The following is an 18,015-nucleotide window of genomic DNA, read 5'->3' as shown; positions in this document are numbered from 1 at the left end:
CGAAACGAAACCGCGACATGCCTTGGGCGCCGCTGGAATGGGACCGCGATCAGGCCGGTTTCAGGAGCCCATCCAGTGCTTTTACGGGCCGTCGCACCGCCTTGGTCGCGCTGCCGCGTGGCGGGTGAACCCGCTTGGAGGCTTCGACCAAAAACACACCGCCGGCCATGATCGTCGGCAGACGGGTACCGGTTCGTTCCAGCAATGCGCCCGATTTCAGCCAGAACCGTTTATACGAGGGCGGCTGGTACAGGGCGGAGCAATGGAACTCCGGCAGGAACTGATGCTTGCGCAACTGGGTTTCCAGCTGTCCTAGAGTATAGGGGCGGCCAAAGCCAAATGGCGTCTTGTCGGACCGTGACCACAGACCGGCTCTATTCGGAACCACAAAAATCGCCTTTCCGCCCGGTCCCAGTACGCGCCAGCATTCATCCAGAACGGCTGACGGGTGTTCCGAGGTTTCCAACCCATGCATCACCACCAACCGATCAATATGGCCGGTCTCGATTGGCCACAACGTTTCCTCGCAAAGGACCGAGACATTGGGCAATCCCGCAGGCCAGGGCATCACCCCTTGCGGCCCCGGCATCAGGCCGATGACCCGGCGCGCGTCGTTCAGATAAGGCCGCAGAAGCGGCACGGCGAAACCATAGCCAGCAACCGTCTGCCCCTTGGCCTCGGGCCAAATACCCAAGAGACGCCCCCGCACGGCCGCCTGCGCCGCCCGCCCCAGCGTGCTGCGATAATAGAAATTCCTCAGGTCCTGCACGTCCAGATGCATTGCAGCCGCTCGCCCGATCTGTTTGGCTGGGGCAGTCTAACAACGAAAAGGCAAAAGGCCATGCCTCTTGAAATCGTCACCATCCCCTGTCTCAGCGACAATTACGCGTATCTCGCCCATGATGCGACCAGCGGAGAGACCGCATTGGTGGACGCCCCCGAGGCTGGCCCCATCCTGGCCGAACTAGCGACGCGAGATTGGAGGCTGAGCCACGTGCTGCTAACGCATCATCATTGGGACCATGTCGATGCCCTGCCCGAGATCCTGGCCACTCATCCCGCACGGGTCATCGGTGCAGCAGCCGATGCACATCGGCTGCCGCCCCTGGACATGGCGGTGGCCGAGGGGGACCGGTTCGACATTGGCGGCGAACCGGTCGAGGTACTGGACGTCTCTGGTCATACTGTCGGGCATCTGGCTTTCTATCTGCCGAAAAGTAACGCGGTTTTCACCGCTGACAGCCTTATGGCGCTGGGGTGTGGCCGCCTCTTCGAAGGAACGCCCGAGCAGATGTGGACCTCGCTGTCCAAACTCGCCGACCTGCCCGACGATACGGTTGTGTGCAGCGGACATGAATACACGCAATCGAATGCGCGCTTCGCTTTGACGATCGACATCGGCAACGATGCCTTGAAAAAGCGGGCGGCGGAAATAGATCAAGCCAGAGCAGCAGGACACCCGACCGTTCCCAGCATGCTGGGGTTGGAAAAGGCGACAAACCCGTTTCTGCGGGCTGCCGATCCGGACATTCAGGCGCATCTGGGCCTGTCCGGCGCCGACCCGGCTAAGGTCTTTGCCGAAATTCGCGGCCGCAAGGACAGGTTCTGATGCCGCAAATGCAACATTCACGCCACCAGTCACGACAAATGTGAGCGGTAAAGAAAAGAAAACCCTTGAAGCGCCGCTAACATCAACCAAACTCTAATAGTATGAGCACATGGTTGGCAGAGGGGTCCGACCGCAACTCGCCCCCCCTCCCGACCCAATACAGAGGAGCACGCCTGTGCCTTCATTCTCGAGCACACTTGAGCAGGCCATTCACGCAGCCCTGGCGGCGGCAAACGAACGGCGACACGAATTCGCAACGCTGGAGCATCTTTTGCTGGCGCTGCTCGACGAACCCGACGCCGTGCGGGTGATGAAGGCATGCAGTGTTGATCTGACCGAATTGCGTAGCACCCTGGTCGAATTTATCGATGAGGATCTTGCCAATCTGGTGACCGACATTGACGGGTCCGAGGCGGTTCCCACCGCGGCGTTCCAGCGCGTGATCCAGCGTGCCGCGATCCATGTCCAAAGCTCGGGCCGCACCGAGGTCACCGGCGCCAACGTGCTGGTGGCGATCTTTGCCGAACGGGAATCGAACGCGGCCTACTTCCTGCAAGAACAGGACATGACCCGCTACGATGCGGTGAATTTCATCGCCCATGGCGTGGCCAAGGACCCGGCTTATGGTGAAAACCGGCCCGTTACCGGGGCCGAGCGCAGCGAAGAAGAAAACCGCGCCACGTCGTCGGGTGAAGGCGAGCAGAAGGAAAGCGCACTGTCCAAATATTGCGTGAACCTCAATGCCAAGTCGCGCGCCGGCGATATCGACCCGCTGATCGGCCGCGACCAGGAGGTCGAGCGCTGCATCCAGGTGCTGTGCCGCCGCCGCAAGAACAACCCGCTCTTGGTGGGCGACCCCGGCGTAGGCAAGACCGCCATCGCCGAGGGGCTGGCACGCAAGATTGTGGCCGGTGAAATCCCCGAGGTGCTGTCGAACACCACGATCTATTCGCTCGACATGGGCGCGCTGCTGGCCGGTACGCGGTACCGCGGCGATTTTGAGGAACGGCTCAAGTCGGTCGTGAACGAGTTGGAAGAGCATCCCGACGCAGTTCTGTTTATCGACGAGATCCACACCGTGATCGGGGCCGGCGCCACGTCGGGTGGGGCGATGGACGCCTCGAACCTGCTCAAGCCCGCGTTGCAAGGCGGCAAGCTGCGCACCATGGGTTCGACCACCTACAAGGAGTTCCGCCAGCATTTCGAGAAAGACCGCGCGCTGAGCCGCCGATTTCAGAAGATCGACGTGAACGAACCCTCGGTCGAGGACAGCGTGAAGATCCTCAAGGGCCTGAAGCCCTATTTCGAGGAACATCACGACGTGCGCTATACTGCAGACGCGATCAAGTCTGCGGTGGAACTGTCGGCCCGGTATATCAACGACCGCAAGCTGCCGGACAAGGCCATCGACGTGATCGACGAGGCCGGAGCAGCGCAGCATCTGGTGGCCGAGAGCAAGCGGCGCAAGACCATCGGCGTCAAGGAGATCGAGGCTGTCGTGGCCAAGATCGCCCGCATCCCACCCAAGAACGTCACCAAGGACGATGCCGAGGTTCTCAAGGATCTCGAAGCCAGTCTGAAACGGGTGGTCTTTGGTCAGGACAAGGCGATCGAGGCCTTGTCGAGCGCCATCAAGCTGGCCCGCGCAGGTCTGCGCGAACCGGAGAAACCCATCGGCAACTACTTGTTCGCCGGTCCCACCGGTGTCGGCAAGACCGAGGTCGCCAAGCAACTGGCCGATACACTGGGCGTGGAACTGCTGCGCTTCGACATGTCAGAATACATGGAGAAACATGCGGTCTCGCGCCTGATCGGCGCGCCCCCTGGCTATGTCGGTTTTGATCAGGGCGGGCTGTTGACCGACGGCGTCGACCAGCATCCGCATTGTGTGCTGCTGCTGGACGAGATCGAAAAGGCGCATCCGGATGTCTACAACATCCTGTTGCAGGTGATGGATCATGGCCAACTGACCGACCACAACGGCCGCACCGTCAACTTCCGCAACGTGGTGCTGATCATGACCTCGAACGCGGGCGCCGCCGAACAGGCGAAAGCCGCCATCGGGTTTGGGCGCGACCGGCGCGAGGGCGAGGACACTGCCGCCATCGAGCGAACCTTTACGCCCGAGTTCCGCAACCGTCTGGATGCCGTGATCTCGTTTGCCCCCTTGCCCAAGGAGGTGATCCTTCAGGTGGTCGAGAAGTTCGTGCTGCAACTCGAAGCACAGCTGATGGACCGCCATGTCCATATCGAACTGACCCGGCAGGCCGCCGAATGGCTGGCCGACAAGGGTTATGACGACAAGATGGGTGCCCGGCCGCTGGCGCGTGTAATCCAGGAAAACATCAAGAAGCCTCTGGCCGAGGAATTGCTGTTCGGCAAACTCGCCAAGGGCGGTGTTGTCCGCGTCAGCGTCAAGAAGGGCGAGTTGGTCTTGCAGGTCGATGGCCCGGACCGGCCACGTATTTCGGGTGACAAGCCGCCCCTGCTGACGGCCGACTGATGCGCACAGGCCTTTGGGCTTTTTTGTTGCTCGCCGCGTATCCCGCGGCGAGCAACCCCATTCTAGGCCTGCCCATCGACTGCACATTGGGCGAAACCTGTTACATCCAGCAATATGTCGATCGCGACCCCGGAGAAGGCGTGAGAGATTTCACCTGCGGCAAGCTCAGCTATGACGGGCACAAGGGCACCGACTTCGCGGTGCCGACGCTCGAGGCCATGCGTGCCGGTGTCAACGTGATCGCTTCGGCCGCCGGTGTCGTGCGGGGCGTGCGCGACGGGGTCGAGGACCGTGTCTACGGCCCCGACAATGCCGAGGCGGTCAAGGGTCGCGAATGCGGCAATGGCGTGGTGCTGGTGCATGAGGACGGGTGGGAAACACAATACTGCCACATGAAACAGGGGTCGGTCCGGGTGCGCAGCGGCGAACGGGTCGAGCGGGGCGATATCCTGGGTCAGGTGGGGATCAGCGGCAAGGCGCAGTTTCCCCATGTCCATCTGTCGGTTCGCCGTGACGGTGCGGTTGTGGATCCTTTTGATACCGGATCTGATGCCACTTGTGATCAAGTCGAATCCAGCCTTTGGCAAGAGCCAATCACCTACGCCGCAGGCGGCCTGATCGACGCCGGATTTACGGATCATGTCCCGGAGTTTGACGCGGTCCAGGAGGGCACGGCGGCGGCCGGACACCTGCCGTCCGATGCCGCTGCAATCGTGCTCTTCGTTCTGGCCTATGGCGGGCGCGCGGATGATACGCTGCGCCTGACTATCGATGGCCCTACCGGTCGCTTCATGGCGCAGGACATGAAACTGGACCGAGATCAGGCGCGGCTTTTTCGTGCCTCGGGGCGCAGGGCCGGAAGCGGTGATTGGCCTGAAGGCACCTATTCCGGCGAAATCATACTCTTGCGTGAAGGTCAGGAGATCGATCGGATCACTACAAGGATCACGGTGAAATGACCCTCATTTCTCGGTCAGTTTAAGCTCGATCCGGCGGTTCTGTGCCCGGGCCTCGGGCGTGTCTGCCGGGTTGATCGGCTGGTATTCGCCAAACCCGTTGGCCGACAGCCGATCTGGCGCGATGCCCAGGAAGTCAACCATGTACCGCACGACCGAGAGGGCCCGGCCCTGGCTGAGTTCCCAGTTGTCGGCGAACCGCCCGGTCCCCGACAGAGGAACGTTGTCGGTGTGCCCGTCTACCCGGATCACCCAATCGATCTCAGGCGGGATCTCGACGGCCACTCCGCGCAGGATACGCGCCACCTTGGCGATTTCGAATTGCCCGGCGGGTGACAGATCCGCGCTGCCGGGGTCGAACAGAACCTCGGACGAGAACACGAACCGGTCACCTTCGATGCGGACACCTTCCTGATTTCCCAAAAGGCCACGCAACCTGCCGAAGAATTCAGAGCGATACTGCTCCAGATCCTTGGCCTGTGCTTCAAGCGCCTTGGCTTCCTCGGCCAGCCGGATAGCCTCGGCCTCCAGCCGCTTGCGTTCCGCTTCTTCAAGAATCCGGCGCTTGCGTTCCTCCGATGCTGCCCGCGCCAGGGCCGCGTTCAGATCCTGACCCAGAGTCTGCACCTGCACCTGCGCGGCCTCGTTCCGGCTTTTGTAGTCGTCAAGCAGGGCTTGCAGGCTGCCAAGCTGGGACCGCAGCGCCGCCACCTGCTGGTTCAAGAGCGCGGTCTGGCGCTGAGCCTCAGCCGAAATCACCTGTTCCTCGCCCAGTGCCGCGCGGGCCTGTGCCAGCAGGTCGGCGCGTTGCTCGGCCAGGGTGCGCTGCTCGGCCGCGCTTGCCTCGGCTTCGGTTTGGGCGTTCAGGGCGGCCAGCAGCCGCTGTTGCAGGACCTCCTGATCCGAGGCGGCGGCCTGCGCCCGCTCCAGCGTTTCAAGCGCAGCAAGCAGGCGCGCCTCTACCGAGGCGCGATCCTCTTCCGTCGAAACGGCCGCGTTTTCCGCCGCTGCCAGATCCGCACGCGCGCGTGCCAACTCGGCCTCCAGCGCCGCCTTGGTGCCGGCTGCGTCCTCTTCGCTCTGCGCCAACCGTTCTTCGAGTGCCGTCCGTGTTGCATCCGCCAGGGCGCGCAATTCGGCCAGTTCCCCCTCCAGCGCGGTGCGGGCAGCGGCGTATTCGGACTGGAGCCGCTCCAGTTCAACCTGGTACTGCGACCGGGTGGCAACCGTGGCGGCCCGCTGTTCCGCCAGTGCGGCCTCAAGCGCGCCTTGCGTATCGGCGGCACGAGCGCGGGCGGCGGCCAGGTCTGTCCGGGTCTGCTCGCCTTCGGCACGAATACGATCCAGCTCTGCCGACAAGGCATTCACCCGCGCCTGACTTTCGGATTGCGCCACCTCCATCTGGGCCAGGACCCGCGTCAGACGTTCGGCCAGTTCGTCACGCTCGTGCAGCTGCGCCCGTGCCGCTTCGATCTCGGCCAGCACCTCGGAAAGCCTTTCATCCAGCTGCGCCTTGGCGGCATCGGCTGCCGCCAGCAAGGTCAACGTGTCTTCGGCCTGTTTTCGCTGCGCCTCGAGCGCCAGGGTCATCGCCGTCAGCTCGGCATCGGCGTTCTTGAGCTTGTCACGCAAGGCCTCGGCTGCCGCCGCTTCGGCCAGCCGGGCGGCTTCCTCCTCGGATAACTGCTGTTCCAGCGACCCGATCCGGGCAGCGCTATGGTCCCCTTCGCGTTCCAGATCTGCGATCATCGCTTCCAGAGCCTCGCGCCGGGCCGCAGCCAGGCGGGCGGCCTCAGCCCGGTCGTCGATTTCGCTGCGGGCTTGTGCCAGGGCCAGGTTCAGTGCCTCCTGCTCCGACAAGAGCGTGGCGCGCTGTTCCTCAAGCGCTGCCACAGTGCCCAGCGCCTGCTCGCGATCCGAGAGCAGCGCGGCGACCTGTGCCTCGAACGCCGTGATCCGGGTGGCTGCGTCGTCCAGGGCCGCGCGCTGCTGGTCGCGTTCGACGGTAAGCGAGGCAATCAACGCCTGCGCCTGAGTCAGATCGTCCTGGGTGTCGTTCAAGGTCGCGTTCAGCGCCCCCAGCCGGGCCTGCAACTGGTTGTTGGTGCGCTCTTCCAGACCAAGCGCCTGCGCCAGCCTGCCAACTTCGTCCGCCAGCGCGTCCAGTTCGTGCTCTTGTCCGGAAATCGTTTCGCGGAGCACAAATTGTACCACCATGAAAATGGTCAGCACAAAGGTCAGCACCATTAACAGACCGGTCATCGCGTCGACGAAGCCCGGCCAGACCGATCCCTGAAACCTGTGGCCTGTGCGCCGCGACAGGGACATGTTTTACACCTCGTCCCGGGTGGTGCCACGCAACGGCCTGCGTCCACCGGACAGCGCCTTGGCAAGCAATTCGATATCGGTTCGCAGCTCTGCCATGCTTTCCTGTCGCCCGGCGGAAATCTCTTCGAGAATGCGCAGCATTTGAACGTCGATGGAGCGCAGCCGCATCCGGCTTTCGGCATCCATCCCCTCGTGCAGCCCATGGGTGCGCAAGTGGTCCAGCAGCGCCTCTTGCCCCGAGGCGACCCGATCGAGCGAAGCGGTTATGCTCTCCGTTTCGGCATCGCGCATGTTCATCTCGGAAATAGCGTCGGCCAGTTGCCCGAGGCGGCCGGTGATCTCGCTTCGCCCCTCTTCGGAGGCTGCAAACATGGCCTTCAAGGCATCCATCTGCTCGGCCATGGTGTCCAGCACGGCCACGATCACACCGCTTTCCGAATGGCCATCCTCGCCCGACGAGAAACTGACCCGGGTGATGGTGGACAGCCATTCTTCAAGCTCGCGGTAGAACCGGTTCTGGCCGTGTCCGGCAAAAAGCTCGAGCAGCCCGACGATCAACGACCCCGCCAGACCTAGCAGGGACGAACCAAAAGCCGTGCCCATACCGCCCAGTTGAGCCTCAAGCCCGGTCATCAGTCGGTTGAAGACCGCAAGCCCCTCTTCGCCCTCCTGCGGGTTGAGGCTGCGGATGGTATCGACCACGGCCGGAATCGTCGTCGCCAAACCAAAAAAGGTGCCCAGAAGACCCAAGTAGATCAGCACATTGGTGATATAGCGCGTGATCTCGCGCTCTTCCTCGATCCTCTCGGCCACCGAGTCGAGGATCGACCGGGTCGAAGTCGACGAAATCTGCATCCGGGCCGCGCGCGACCGCAACAGCGAGGCCAGTGGTGCCAGCAAGGACGGCGCCGGCGTGCCGTCGCGCTCCATCCCGGCGGCAAAATCCTCGATCCAGCGCACCGAGCCGATAAGCTGGATCACCTGCCAGAAACAGGTCACCACGCCGATGAAAAAGACCATCAGGATGAACCCGTTCAGGTACGGGTTCGCCTCGAACACCGGCAGCACCCGCGGCATCGCAACAAACGTGCCAAAACCGGACAGTCCAATGACGATCAGCATCATCAGGATCTGACGGAACGGTTGCGAGAATTGCGGTCTCGCTTCTCGGTCTGGCTGCGCCATACGCGGACTTCCTGAACCTGTCACTGCTCTTGTTTCGAACCTATCGAAAAGTTGTTCGCAACGCCAAGGGTTTATGCCGTGATTTGCCGCACACGGGCCGAAAGCCAATCAAGATCCGGGTCATTGAGCCCGATTTCGGCCAGATGGGCGGCAGTGTTGTAAAGATACTCGGTGTTGGGGCCTCGCCCGCCCACGGCATTGGCGATGATCAGCGCCTGTTCTTCCAATGGCATGCCGCCGCAATACTGCTCATGATGCGGGTCGATCACATAGGCCACGGCGGTTACCTGTTCGCCCCGATCCAGCTGCACATCCAGCAGACGCTCCAGATAGGCCGAGGAGATCAGTTCGCGCTCGCGCAACTCGTCCAGCGTGCGATCTTCGTGCCCGGCTTCGACCGCAAAGGCGATGCCACGGCACTGCGCGCCCTGATGCTCGTCCAGGGCCAGAACCAGGCCCGGTTTCTCAACGCTCCCTCGGTGATGGATTGAACTCATGCAAAAGGACCGCGACCAGCCATGCAGGGTCGCCAGTTCGCGCCGGGCCACCGGGAAACCGGGGTTCCACATCAGCGATCCGTATCCGAAAACCCACATCGTCATCGTACTGGTCCTTGCCCGTTTCGGCCTATAAACAGGAAAACGAGAGCAGACAAAAGAGGCAGGTAATGTTGAACCTCGTGCGAGTTGGGCTTCTGGCGGTGGTCGTTTGGTCCGGGTATTGGACCATTGCGGGTCTAGGTTTGCGCAGCTCGGTCACAAACTGGTTCACAGCACAGGCGGACCGCGGCTGGCAGGCGGAACATTCCCAGGTCAGTCTTTCGGGTTTTCCTCTGCAACACCGGATCACAATCGACGCCCCCGCGCTGGCCGATCCCGCCACCGGAACCGCCTGGCGCGCCGACTGGCTGGCGCTGGAAAGCCCGGCAATCTGGCCTGGCCGACAAACGCTGTACTTTCCCGAAACCCACCAGCGTCTGTCTTACTACGACCAGACGCTGGTGATCGAGGCCGCAGCGATGCGCGCCGATCTGGACCTTGCACCAGGAAATGCGCTGACACTCAGGTCCATGGCCCTGACCGCCGGCGAATGGTCCGTGTCCCGCGGGGGCGAAGTATGGGCGGATGCAGACGCCCTTTCCATCTCGATGCAACAGCAGGAAAAACCGGAAACCTATCGCATCCATGCCGAAGCCTCGGACCTTGCACCGGGCAAGGACATGCGCCGCCTGCTTGGCGGGGCCGAAGAGTTGCCGCGCAGTTTCGACCGGCTGGAACTCGACCTTGACGTTGATTTCGACAAATCCTGGGACCGGACCGCGCTGGAGGAAAGCCGCCCGCAACCCCGCCTGATCAACCTGAAACTGGCCGAAGCCGCATGGGGCGAGCTGCGCCTGTTCGCGGCTGGAAAGGTTTCTGTTGATGACTATGGCGTTCCCACGGGCGAGGTAGCGCTCAAGGCAGAGAACTGGCGCGAGATGGTGGCGATGGCGCAGCAATCGGGCGCGCTGCCTGTTCGGGCGGCGGAACCGCTGACAAAAGTGCTGAACATGCTGGCAGGGCTCGGCGGAAACCCCGAGGCGCTGGATCTGGAACTTGGGTTCCGGGGTGGCTACGTGACGTTGGGCCCGATCCCTCTGGGACCGGCACCGCGCCTGTTCCTGCGATAGGCGACCGCTTTACCGACAATAAGGCCCACCCCGATGGCGGGCAGTGTCCAGGTGCAGGTGGTTCCAGTGATATCTGTCCGCCTCCGGTCCCAGAACAGTACCAAACGGGCCGCAAGCCTCTTTCCAGACCTGCCGAAGCATCTTGCGGGTCGCGCCCCGTTTCCAGCCTTCGGCGACGGTGATCACTTCGCCGTCGTTCATGGTAAAGGCTGAAATGTCGATGGCTCGGCCACGGCCATGTTCCGAGATCTTGGCGCCGCGCTGGTTGTTGCGCGTGCGACAGGCATAGTGGGCAGCCACATTCAGTTCCACAACGGGCCCGCGCCGGCGAAACGTGGGCTTGACGCTGCGATCGACCCACCGGTTCAGCGATTCCGCAGTGGTACAGTCCATTGTCGCGGGCACACTGAGCCGTACCCCCGATACCGAGGTCACCCGCACCGCATCCTTGAGCCCGCAGCCCTTGATCTTGCCCGGCACCTTGCCCACCGGTTCGCCTTGAATGTCAGGATTGCCGCAGACCGAGCCCTTGAGCCGTTTCTTGCGCCCGAAAAGAGCGCGTTCCTCCACCTCTTTGGGGCGTGCTTCGGGGCGGCTGGAGTGCTCGGGTCCCGCATCTTGTGGCACGGGCATCCGCGCCGCAGCCAGTATCTCTTGCTCCGATGCCGGACGAACGGTTGGCCGCAAGCGGGACACGGCGACCGATGCCGAGGCATCCACAGCCGCCAACCGAACATCCACCTCTACCACCGGATCACCCGGTCTGCCCGGTCGCTCAACCGGCCGCAGGGAGGCAGAAGGCGCATTCGCGGCGACGGGAAAAGCCCAAAGGGCCAACCCCACAACCGTGAAGAGCGCCCCCCGTCCGATCATGGCTTGGCCTTGCTGCGGCCGAAATCCGGTGCGGCGGTATCCTGGCCGGCCTGGATGATGCCGCGCCGGATCGCACGCGTGCGGGTAAAGTAGTCGAACAGGTATTTTTCGTCGCCCATGCGGATTGCCCTCTGCAACACGAACAATTCCTCGGCAAAACGGCCCAGGATGTCCAGCGTTGCCTCCCTGTTCGTCAGAAAGACGTCACGCCACATGGTCGGGTCCGAGGCCGCAATCCGGGTGAAGTCGCGAAAGCCTGCCGCCGAATACTTGATGACCTCGCTTTCGGTCACCCGCCGCAGATGATCGGCCACGCCGACCATCGTATAGGCGATGGCGTGGGGCACGTGGCTGGTGACAGCCAGAACCAGATCGTGGTGATCGGCCTCCATCTCGTCCACGTTCGAGCCGATACCCTCCCAAAAGCTCCGCAAACGGGCCACGGCGGTGGGGTCGCTGCCCTCGACGGGAACCAGCAGGCACCAGCGGTTGTCGAACAGCTCGGCAAACCCGGATTCGGGGCCAGAGTGTTCGGTTCCTGCCAGGGGGTGGGCCGGAACGAAATGCACGCCTTCGGGGATATGCGGACCGACCGCGTCGATCACATGCCGCTTGACCGAACCGACGTCCGACACCGTGGCACCGGGTTTCAACATCGGGCCGATTTCCTCGGCCACCGCAGCCATTGCGCCCACAGGAACGCAGAGCACCACGAGGTCGGCGCCTTGCGCAGCATCGGCGGCGCTATCGCAGACCCGGTCACACAGACCGATTTGGCGTGCGGTGTCGCGGGTCGCCTCGGAGCGCGCATAGCCAGTCACCTCTCCCGCCAGTCCGGCCCGCTTGATCGCCCAGAACATCGAAGAGGCGATGAGGCCAAGGCCGATCAGTGCGACGCGATCATAGACCGGACTCATGCTTGTCCCTCCCTGAAGGCGCGTACGGCATCGACGACGGCACGGCATCCGGCCTCATCGCCCACCGTGATCCTGAGCGCCTGCGGCAGGTTATACCCCGCCACCCGGCGCACAATCACACCGCGCGATTGCAGGAACAGGTCACAGGCCTCGGCTTCGGCCCGGTCGGCAAAACGGGCCAGGATGAAATTGGCGCAGGACACGTCCGAAGGCACGCCAAGTTCTGAAAGCCGTCCCGCCATCCAGCCGCGCCATTTGGCATTCTCGGACCGGCAACGGACGACCCAGTCCTGATCGCGGACCGCCGCCTCGGCGGCGGCCAGTTGCATGGTCGAAAGGTTGAAGGGCTGGCGGATGCGGTTCAGCACGTCGATGATTTCGCGCGGCGCATAACCCCAGCCGATCCGCAGCCCGCCCAATCCATAAATCTTCGAAAATGTACGGGTCATGATGACATTTTCACGGGCCGAGACCAGCGCGGCGCCACCATCGAACCCCTCGACAAACTCGGCATAGGCCCCGTCGAGCACCAGCAGCACATTGCCGGGCAGGCCGTCGGCCAGCCGGATCACCTCCGCTTCGGAAAGCATGGTACCGGTGGGATTGGCCGGATTGGCGAGGAACACGAGCCGGGTGCGGTCATTGACGGCAGCCAAGATCGCATCGACATCAACCACCCGTTGACACTCGGGCACCTGAACCGGGCTCGCCCCCGCCATCCGCGCCAGGATCGGGTACATGGAAAACCCGTGCTCTGTATAGATCACCTCGTCCCCCGGCCCGGTATAGGCCTGGGTCACGAATTGCAGTACCTCGTCGCTGCCCACGCCACAGATGATCAGGTCGGGGTCGAGCCCGTGCACCTCACCAACAGCCGCACGCAGTTCGGCATGGACGGTGCTGGGATAGCGATGCGCTTGCCCCGCCGTGGCCCGGATCGCTTCGACCGCTGCCGGGCAGGGGCCAAGCGGATTCTCGTTCGAACTCAGCTTGATGACGTTGGCCACACCTTCGACATGGGCCTTTCCGCCCTGATACAAGGCGATGTCCATGATGCCGGGCTGCGGGGTGAACTGGTTCATGCGGGGCGCTCCTGAAGATTAGCCCCTCATACCGGTCTCATCCGGCTGAGAAAAGCCGCAATTCCCTCATGCGGCCTTGAAACGCGCGGTCGCCGGATCAGCCTGGTAGAGCGGCACATAGTCCTCGGTCCGGCGCGACAGGTCGTTGACGGCCTCGATGATGAAGCGAACAGTATCCTCGCTCATCAGATACGAGAAATTGAGGCGCACCCAACCGGGTTTGCGCATTTCGCGGCCCGCTGCCAGATCGTCATGCAGCGCCTCGGAGGCCGCCCGGTCTATCCCCAGCAGGCGGTGCGCATAAGGCCCCGCGCAGGCACAGCCGCCCCGGGCCTGAATGCCGTAGATGTCGCTCAGCATCCGGGTGAAAAGCTGTTGATGCACGGGCTGTCCAGCCCGGTCCCGCACCAGAAAGGAAAAGATCGGCAAACGATGCGCCTTGTCCGTACCCAACAGAGTCAGATGCGGATTGTCCCCCCACCCCTCCAGCGCCATCGCGTTGAACTGTGCCTCACGCCGGGCGATCTCGTCGGTGCCAACCGCGTCCTTGACGATAAAGGCAAGCGCGGCGCGGATATCGCCGATCACGTTCGGGGTTCCGGCCTCTTCCCGCGCGGACAGGTTGGCGCTGTAGTCATGACGCCAGGGCGACACGAAACTGACGGTGCCGCCCCCCGGCCAGCTCGGCGCCTTGCGGCGCACGGCGTGCTTGTTCACGACCAGCACCCCGGAGGAGCCCGGGCCACCCGGAAACTTGTGCGGCGAGACGACCACCGCATCTTTGCGCACACCTCCTTCGCCCATGTCGATGGCCAGATAGGGACCGCCGCCGGCATAATCCCAGACCGACAGCGCGCCATGCGCCTTGAGCAGCCGGGTCACCGGCACCGTGTCGGTGACAATCCCGGTCACATTGGATGCGGCGGAAAACGCACCCACCTTCAGATCGCTGTCGGCATGGGCCAGAAGCGCCGCTTCGAGCGCCACAAGATCCGGACCGCCCTCGGGCGCCTCGGGGATCTCCACCACCTTTGCCCGGCTCTCGCGCCAGGGCAGGATATTGGAGTGATGTTCATATGGTCCGATAAAGACAACCGGCCGGTCAGCCTCCCCAATCCCAAACAGGCTGACCAGCCGGTTCAACCCGGCGGTGGCACCCGACCCGGCGAAAATCACCGCGTCGTCTTCCGTGGCGCTCACGCACCGGGCAATCTCGTCCCGCGCCTCCCTGCGCAGACGAGTCATGTACGATCCGCAATAGGATGCCTCGGTATGGCTGTTGGCATAGAACGGCAGCACCTGCTCGGCCACGAACGCCTCAACCTGCCTGAGCGCGCGGCCCGAGGCGACGTAGTCGGCATAGACCAGCGGCACGTCGCCATTCAGCCCCGGGATCATCACATTCTCTCCGATCAGACACGCAGACAGGCGTCCTGCGGCAACATCTGCTTCGATCGATTGGCGGAACTGGGAAAGGGTCATGTTCTGGCTCCTGTTTGCAGAACCAATATGATCTTTCGAATTCGGAAGAACTCACCCTTTCTTTGCTTGAAATTCGCAATCTTTGTGTCATTTGATAGATGATATGGGAAAAATAGATCACATTGACACGAATATTCTGAAGGCGTTGCAACGCGATGCCTCGCTCAGCCAGCGTGAACTGGCCGAACAGGTGGGGTTGTCGCAAAACGCCTGCTGGCGACGGTTGAAGGCGTTGACGGATGACGGAGTGCTCAAGGGATCGACCGCCCGCGTCGCGCGCGAGAAGCTTGGGCTCGATCTGGTGGTCTTTGTCATGCTGCGCACCCGGCACCATTCGGCGGAATGGTTGCAGAAGTTCCGCACACATGTGCTGACGATCCCCGAAGTGGTGGATTTCCACCGCATCGGGGGTGACTACGACTATCAGCTCAAGGTCGTGACGCGTGACATGGCCAGCTATGACAAGGTCTATCAGCGGCTGATCGAAAAGGTCGAACTGGACAGCGTCACCAGCTATTTCGCGATGGAGGCGATTGCCGAGGGGCGGCCGTTGCCGCTTTAACCCTCGGGCGTTTCGATCATGTCCACGCGCGTTGCGTGGCGGCCGCCTTCGAATTCCGCCGACAGAAACGCATCGACGATATCCAGCGCCAGCCCCTCGCCCACCACGCGGGCACCGAGCGACAGCATGTTGGCATTGTTGTGCATGCGGATCATCCGGGCCGAGAACGTATCGGAGCAGACGCCGCAACGGATGCCCGCAACCTTGTTAGCGGCCATCATGATGCCCTGCCCGGTGCCGCAGAGAATGATTCCCAACCGGCAATCGCCCGAGGCGACCCGCTCTGCCGCCGCGCGGCCATGTTTGGGGTAATGGGTGCTTTCGGGCGTTTGCGGGCCGATGTCGACCACCTCCCAGCCCTGAGCCGAGATATGCTCGGCAACCGCGCGGCGCAGGTCGATTGCGGCGTGGTCGCTGGACAGGACGATACGTTTGCTGGCGGTCATGCGGCAGGCTCCGGTTTGCGCAAATGCTTTGGCTGCGCGATACCCACAGCGACCGACAGGGTCAACCCGGACAAAAGAAAGCCGCGCAGAATATGCGCGGCTTTCGGAATTCGTAAGCGCTGAACGGATCAGTTCTTGGCGTAGTATTCGACGACCAGGTTCGGTTCCATCACCACCGCGTAGGGCACGTCGCCCAGGTTGGGGGTGCGGACGAAGGTGGCGGTCATCTTCGAGTGGTCGACTTCCAGGTAATCCGGCACGTCGCGCTCGGCCAGCGACACGGCTTCGAGAACCGAGGCCAGCTGCTTGGAGCGGTCACGCACCTCGATCACGTCACCCTCTTTCACGCGGTAGGAGGGGATGTTGACGCGCTTGCCGTTGACCAGAACGTGACCGTGGTTCACGAACTGACGGGCGGCAAAGACGGTCGGCACGAACTTGGCGCGGTAGACGACGGCGTCCAGGCGGCGCTCGAGCAGGCCGATCAGGTTTTCACCTGTGTCGCCCTTCACACGCTCGGCTTCGCCGTAGATGCGACGGAACTGCTTTTCGGTCAGGTCGCCGTAGTAACCTTTCAGCTTCTGCTTGGCGCGCAGCTGGAGGCCGAAGTCGGACATCTTGCCCTTGCGGCGCTGGCCGTGCTGGCCGGGGCCGTATTCGCGGCGGTTGACCGGGGATTTCGGACGACCCCAGATGTTTTCGCCCATCCGGCGGTCGATTTTGTACTTGGCAGACGTGCGTTTGGTCACGGCTGATCTCCTTCGTTATGGTCGAGGCCCGCAAGGGCCAATATGAAGGGCGTTGTCCTCTTGCCTAGCGGCATGACAGGCGATCCCTTGCGGGAGCCACCAACACCAATGAAGCCGCGCTTATATACGTCCTCCAGTCCGAGTCAACACGTGATGTTCAGGGCTTTTGCGCTTTTGTGACAGGTCCGCCAAACCGTGCTAGGGTGCGGCTATGTGCCATGTTCGCAAACAGGAATTCCACCTGTGTACGGGCGGCACGATCCACATACGTAAACCGGAGCGATCTTGGCAACCTCATCCGACTGGTCCCGCGGATATCAGGCGCGGGCAGCATACTTCGACACCGCGCAACCCAATGCGGCGCCCGCCATGATGGACATTTCGCTGACCGTCGCGGGCTACAGACCACCGCGCGATGGCGACCGGTTCCGCTATGTCGAGTTCGGATGCGGTTCGGCCTTTAACCTGATCCTTCTGGCGGCCCTACACCCCGGAGCAAAGTTTCTGGGCGTGGATTTCATGCCCGAACATGTCGCGACCGCCCGCGCGCTGATCGAGGACGCGGGCCTGGACAATATCACCATCCACGAGGCCGCGTTCGGCGACCTGCTCTGCGAGAAAGATCCCGAACCCTTTGACTACGCCGCCTTGCACGGTGTGTGGACATGGGTGGCCCCCGAGGTTCAGAACGAGTTGGTCGAGGTGCTGGGCCGATGGCTGAAACCCGGCGGCATTGCCTATTTCGGATATGCCGCCGCCGCTGGCTGGGCCGCCCCCGAGCCGATACGCCACCTCTTCCGCACCGTGCCCAAGCTGGCGGGCGCGGCCGGTTACGATGCCGCCCGCACCGCCGTGACGCAGTGGCTTGAGGCGGTTGAGCCCCCGGGCGTGACCAAGATGTGGGACCTGTTGTCGTCGCTGCCGGATCTCTACCTTGCACATGATCTTGGGGCGGAATACGGCCGCCCGGTCTGGCTGTCGGATCTACAGACGGCCCTCGCCCCGGCCAAATTGACCTTTGCCGCACCCTGCGATCTGGCCGAACAATTCGACATCCTGCGGTTTCGCGACAAGGTGCTCACCTTTGTCACCGAGGCGGCCAAGGCCGGTTGGGGGGAGACCGCCCGCGATCTGGCATCCAAGCGCAGCTTCCGGGCAGACCTCTTCGCACGCGGCGCGCCACAGCTCAGCGGTGCCGAGCGAAACAGGCGCCTCAAGGCGATGACAGTCGCCTTCTGGCCACCGCTTCTCGACGAAGAGCACGATGTGGCGCAAAGCCGGGACGACTTTCCCCTCACCGCCGATATCAATCGCGAAGTGAGCGACGTCCTTTCGAATGGGCCGATGACGCTTGGTGAATTCGTCAGCAAATCAGGCTTTGACAATCGTAAGGCCTTGCAAGCCATTCTGCTGAGCGTGGCGCGCGAACAGGTGCGGATCGTCGCGCCAGAGCACAATGGAGACGCGCAGCCGGTCGCCCGGTTGCATCAGGTGTTACGGGCCCGGCATCGTGATGGGATACGGCTGCCGGGCATCGCCTCTCCCAGCCTGGGTTGCCCGGTCTGCCTTAGACCCTCGGATGTCCGCGCGTTTGCCGAGCCCGATAATGCCGGTACCGCACACAAGGCGGGACTTGAGCGTCTAGGGCTTTGAC

General features: G+C 63.0%; 16 protein-coding genes. 6 read left to right on the top strand and 10 right to left on the bottom strand.

Features of this window, described 5'->3' with window-relative positions; translation table 11 throughout:
- Positions 1 to 49 precede the first annotated feature (49 nt).
- On the bottom strand, positions 50 to 781 hold the full coding sequence (locus OEZ49_RS13600; protein WP_263388821.1) for a class I SAM-dependent methyltransferase: 732 nt from the start codon (positions 779 to 781) through the stop codon (positions 50 to 52).
- Between the two features lie 60 nt (positions 782 to 841).
- Here OEZ49_RS13600 and gloB point away from each other — a divergent pair, with 60 nt between their 5' ends.
- The 3 genes from gloB (at position 842) to OEZ49_RS13585 (ending at position 5,071) form a co-directional block, all read left to right on the top strand.
- A complete protein-coding gene (gene gloB / locus OEZ49_RS13595) occupies positions 842 to 1,609 on the top strand; it encodes a hydroxyacylglutathione hydrolase (protein ID WP_263388820.1) in 768 nt (255 codons plus the stop codon).
- 175 nt (positions 1,610 to 1,784) lie between these two features.
- Positions 1,785 to 4,112: an ATP-dependent Clp protease ATP-binding subunit ClpA gene (gene clpA, locus OEZ49_RS13590; protein WP_263388819.1), complete on the top strand. Its 2,328-nt coding sequence runs from the start codon at positions 1,785 to 1,787 to the stop codon at positions 4,110 to 4,112.
- 140 nt (positions 4,113 to 4,252) lie between these two features.
- On the top strand, positions 4,253 to 5,071 hold the full coding sequence (locus OEZ49_RS13585; protein WP_263388818.1) for a M23 family metallopeptidase: 819 nt from the start codon (positions 4,253 to 4,255) through the stop codon (positions 5,069 to 5,071).
- Positions 5,072 to 5,074: 3 nt separating this feature from the next.
- Here OEZ49_RS13585 and OEZ49_RS13580 read toward each other — a convergent pair whose 3' ends face one another.
- From OEZ49_RS13580 to OEZ49_RS13570, 3 genes are all read right to left on the bottom strand, one after another.
- Positions 5,075 to 7,396 carry a peptidoglycan -binding protein gene (locus tag OEZ49_RS13580; RefSeq protein ID WP_263388817.1) on the bottom strand — a complete coding sequence of 774 codons (2,322 nt, stop codon included), beginning with the start codon at positions 7,394 to 7,396 and terminating at the stop codon, positions 5,075 to 5,077.
- A gap of 3 nt (positions 7,397 to 7,399) precedes the next feature.
- Positions 7,400 to 8,581: a biopolymer transporter ExbB gene (locus OEZ49_RS13575; protein ID WP_263388816.1), complete on the bottom strand. Its 1,182-nt coding sequence runs from the start codon at positions 8,579 to 8,581 to the stop codon at positions 7,400 to 7,402.
- A 71-nt stretch (positions 8,582 to 8,652) separates the two neighbouring features.
- The gene (locus OEZ49_RS13570; RefSeq protein WP_263388815.1) at positions 8,653 to 9,183 is read right to left on the bottom strand and encodes a gamma-glutamylcyclotransferase; all 531 of its coding nucleotides are present in this window, start codon (positions 9,181 to 9,183) and stop codon (positions 8,653 to 8,655) included.
- 65 nt (positions 9,184 to 9,248) lie between these two features.
- On the opposite strand from OEZ49_RS13570, the gene OEZ49_RS13565 reads away from it, so the two are divergent.
- The gene (locus tag OEZ49_RS13565) at positions 9,249 to 10,250 is read left to right on the top strand and encodes a DUF2125 domain-containing protein (RefSeq protein ID WP_263388814.1); all 1,002 of its coding nucleotides are present in this window, start codon (positions 9,249 to 9,251) and stop codon (positions 10,248 to 10,250) included.
- A 9-nt stretch (positions 10,251 to 10,259) separates the two neighbouring features.
- Here OEZ49_RS13565 and OEZ49_RS13560 read toward each other — a convergent pair whose 3' ends face one another.
- The 4 genes from OEZ49_RS13560 to OEZ49_RS13545 all read right to left on the bottom strand — a co-directional run bounded on the left by OEZ49_RS13560 (position 10,260) and on the right by OEZ49_RS13545 (position 14,604).
- Complete coding sequence (locus OEZ49_RS13560) at positions 10,260 to 10,991, bottom strand: extensin-like domain-containing protein (RefSeq protein WP_317853171.1); 732 nt, start codon at positions 10,989 to 10,991, stop codon at positions 10,260 to 10,262.
- A gap of 128 nt (positions 10,992 to 11,119) precedes the next feature.
- Positions 11,120 to 12,040 carry a prephenate/arogenate dehydrogenase family protein gene (locus tag OEZ49_RS13555; RefSeq protein WP_263388812.1) on the bottom strand — a complete coding sequence of 307 codons (921 nt, stop codon included), beginning with the start codon at positions 12,038 to 12,040 and terminating at the stop codon, positions 11,120 to 11,122.
- Positions 12,037 to 13,122, bottom strand: coding sequence for a histidinol-phosphate transaminase (gene hisC / locus OEZ49_RS13550; protein ID WP_263388811.1), 1,086 nt, complete (start codon positions 13,120 to 13,122; stop codon positions 12,037 to 12,039). The genes OEZ49_RS13555 and hisC overlap by 4 nt, the downstream gene beginning before the upstream one ends.
- Positions 13,123 to 13,188: 66 nt before the next feature.
- A complete protein-coding gene (locus OEZ49_RS13545) occupies positions 13,189 to 14,604 on the bottom strand; it encodes an aminotransferase class V-fold PLP-dependent enzyme (protein ID WP_263388810.1) in 1,416 nt (471 codons plus the stop codon).
- Positions 14,605 to 14,707: 103 nt separating this feature from the next.
- Between OEZ49_RS13545 and OEZ49_RS13540 the strand changes: the two genes are divergently transcribed.
- Positions 14,708 to 15,166: an Lrp/AsnC family transcriptional regulator gene (locus tag OEZ49_RS13540; protein WP_263388809.1), complete on the top strand. Its 459-nt coding sequence runs from the start codon at positions 14,708 to 14,710 to the stop codon at positions 15,164 to 15,166.
- Here OEZ49_RS13540 and rpiB read toward each other — a convergent pair.
- Both rpiB and rpsD read right to left on the bottom strand, forming a co-directional pair.
- Entirely contained in the window at positions 15,163 to 15,612 is a 450-nt protein-coding gene (gene rpiB, locus OEZ49_RS13535; RefSeq protein WP_263388808.1) for a ribose 5-phosphate isomerase B, read from the bottom strand. The genes OEZ49_RS13540 and rpiB overlap by 4 nt on opposite strands.
- A 128-nt stretch (positions 15,613 to 15,740) precedes the next feature.
- Entirely contained in the window at positions 15,741 to 16,361 is a 621-nt protein-coding gene (gene rpsD / locus OEZ49_RS13530; protein WP_263388807.1) for a 30S ribosomal protein S4, read from the bottom strand.
- Positions 16,362 to 16,646: 285 nt separating this feature from the next.
- Here rpsD and OEZ49_RS13525 point away from each other — a divergent pair, with 285 nt between their 5' ends.
- Positions 16,647 to 18,014 carry a class I SAM-dependent methyltransferase gene (locus OEZ49_RS13525; RefSeq protein ID WP_263388806.1) on the top strand — a complete coding sequence of 456 codons (1,368 nt, stop codon included), beginning with the start codon at positions 16,647 to 16,649 and terminating at the stop codon, positions 18,012 to 18,014.
- The last annotated feature ends 1 nt before the right edge of the window (position 18,015 follow it).

The organism is Ruegeria marisflavi, from assembly GCF_025673445.1.
GTDB lineage: Bacteria > Pseudomonadota > Alphaproteobacteria > Rhodobacterales > Rhodobacteraceae > Ruegeria_B > Ruegeria_B marisflavi.
The sequence above is the reverse complement of the archived record's forward strand: the minus strand, read 5'-3'. Positions and strand labels throughout refer to the sequence as shown.

What these genes read in the sequence shown, in the direction of transcription:
- OEZ49_RS13600 (WP_263388821.1), bottom strand. Translation starts at nt 781, where the DNA reads ATGCATCTGGACGTGCAGGACCTGAGGAATTTCTATTATCGCAGCACG.
- gloB (WP_263388820.1), top strand. Translation starts at nt 842, where the DNA reads ATGCCTCTTGAAATCGTCACCATCCCCTGTCTCAGCGACAATTACGCG.
- OEZ49_RS13580 (WP_263388817.1), bottom strand. Translation starts at nt 7,396, where the DNA reads ATGTCCCTGTCGCGGCGCACAGGCCACAGGTTTCAGGGATCGGTCTGG.
- OEZ49_RS13575 (WP_263388816.1), bottom strand. Translation starts at nt 8,581, where the DNA reads ATGGCGCAGCCAGACCGAGAAGCGAGACCGCAATTCTCGCAACCGTTC.
- OEZ49_RS13570 (WP_263388815.1), bottom strand. Translation starts at nt 9,183, where the DNA reads ATGACGATGTGGGTTTTCGGATACGGATCGCTGATGTGGAACCCCGGT.
- OEZ49_RS13565 (WP_263388814.1), top strand. Translation starts at nt 9,249, where the DNA reads ATGTTGAACCTCGTGCGAGTTGGGCTTCTGGCGGTGGTCGTTTGGTCC.
- OEZ49_RS13555 (WP_263388812.1), bottom strand. Translation starts at nt 12,040, where the DNA reads ATGAGTCCGGTCTATGATCGCGTCGCACTGATCGGCCTTGGCCTCATC.
- hisC (WP_263388811.1), bottom strand. Translation starts at nt 13,122, where the DNA reads ATGAACCAGTTCACCCCGCAGCCCGGCATCATGGACATCGCCTTGTAT.
- OEZ49_RS13545 (WP_263388810.1), bottom strand. Translation starts at nt 14,604, where the DNA reads ATGACCCTTTCCCAGTTCCGCCAATCGATCGAAGCAGATGTTGCCGCA.
- OEZ49_RS13540 (WP_263388809.1), top strand. Translation starts at nt 14,708, where the DNA reads ATGGGAAAAATAGATCACATTGACACGAATATTCTGAAGGCGTTGCAA.
- rpiB (WP_263388808.1), bottom strand. Translation starts at nt 15,612, where the DNA reads ATGACCGCCAGCAAACGTATCGTCCTGTCCAGCGACCACGCCGCAATC.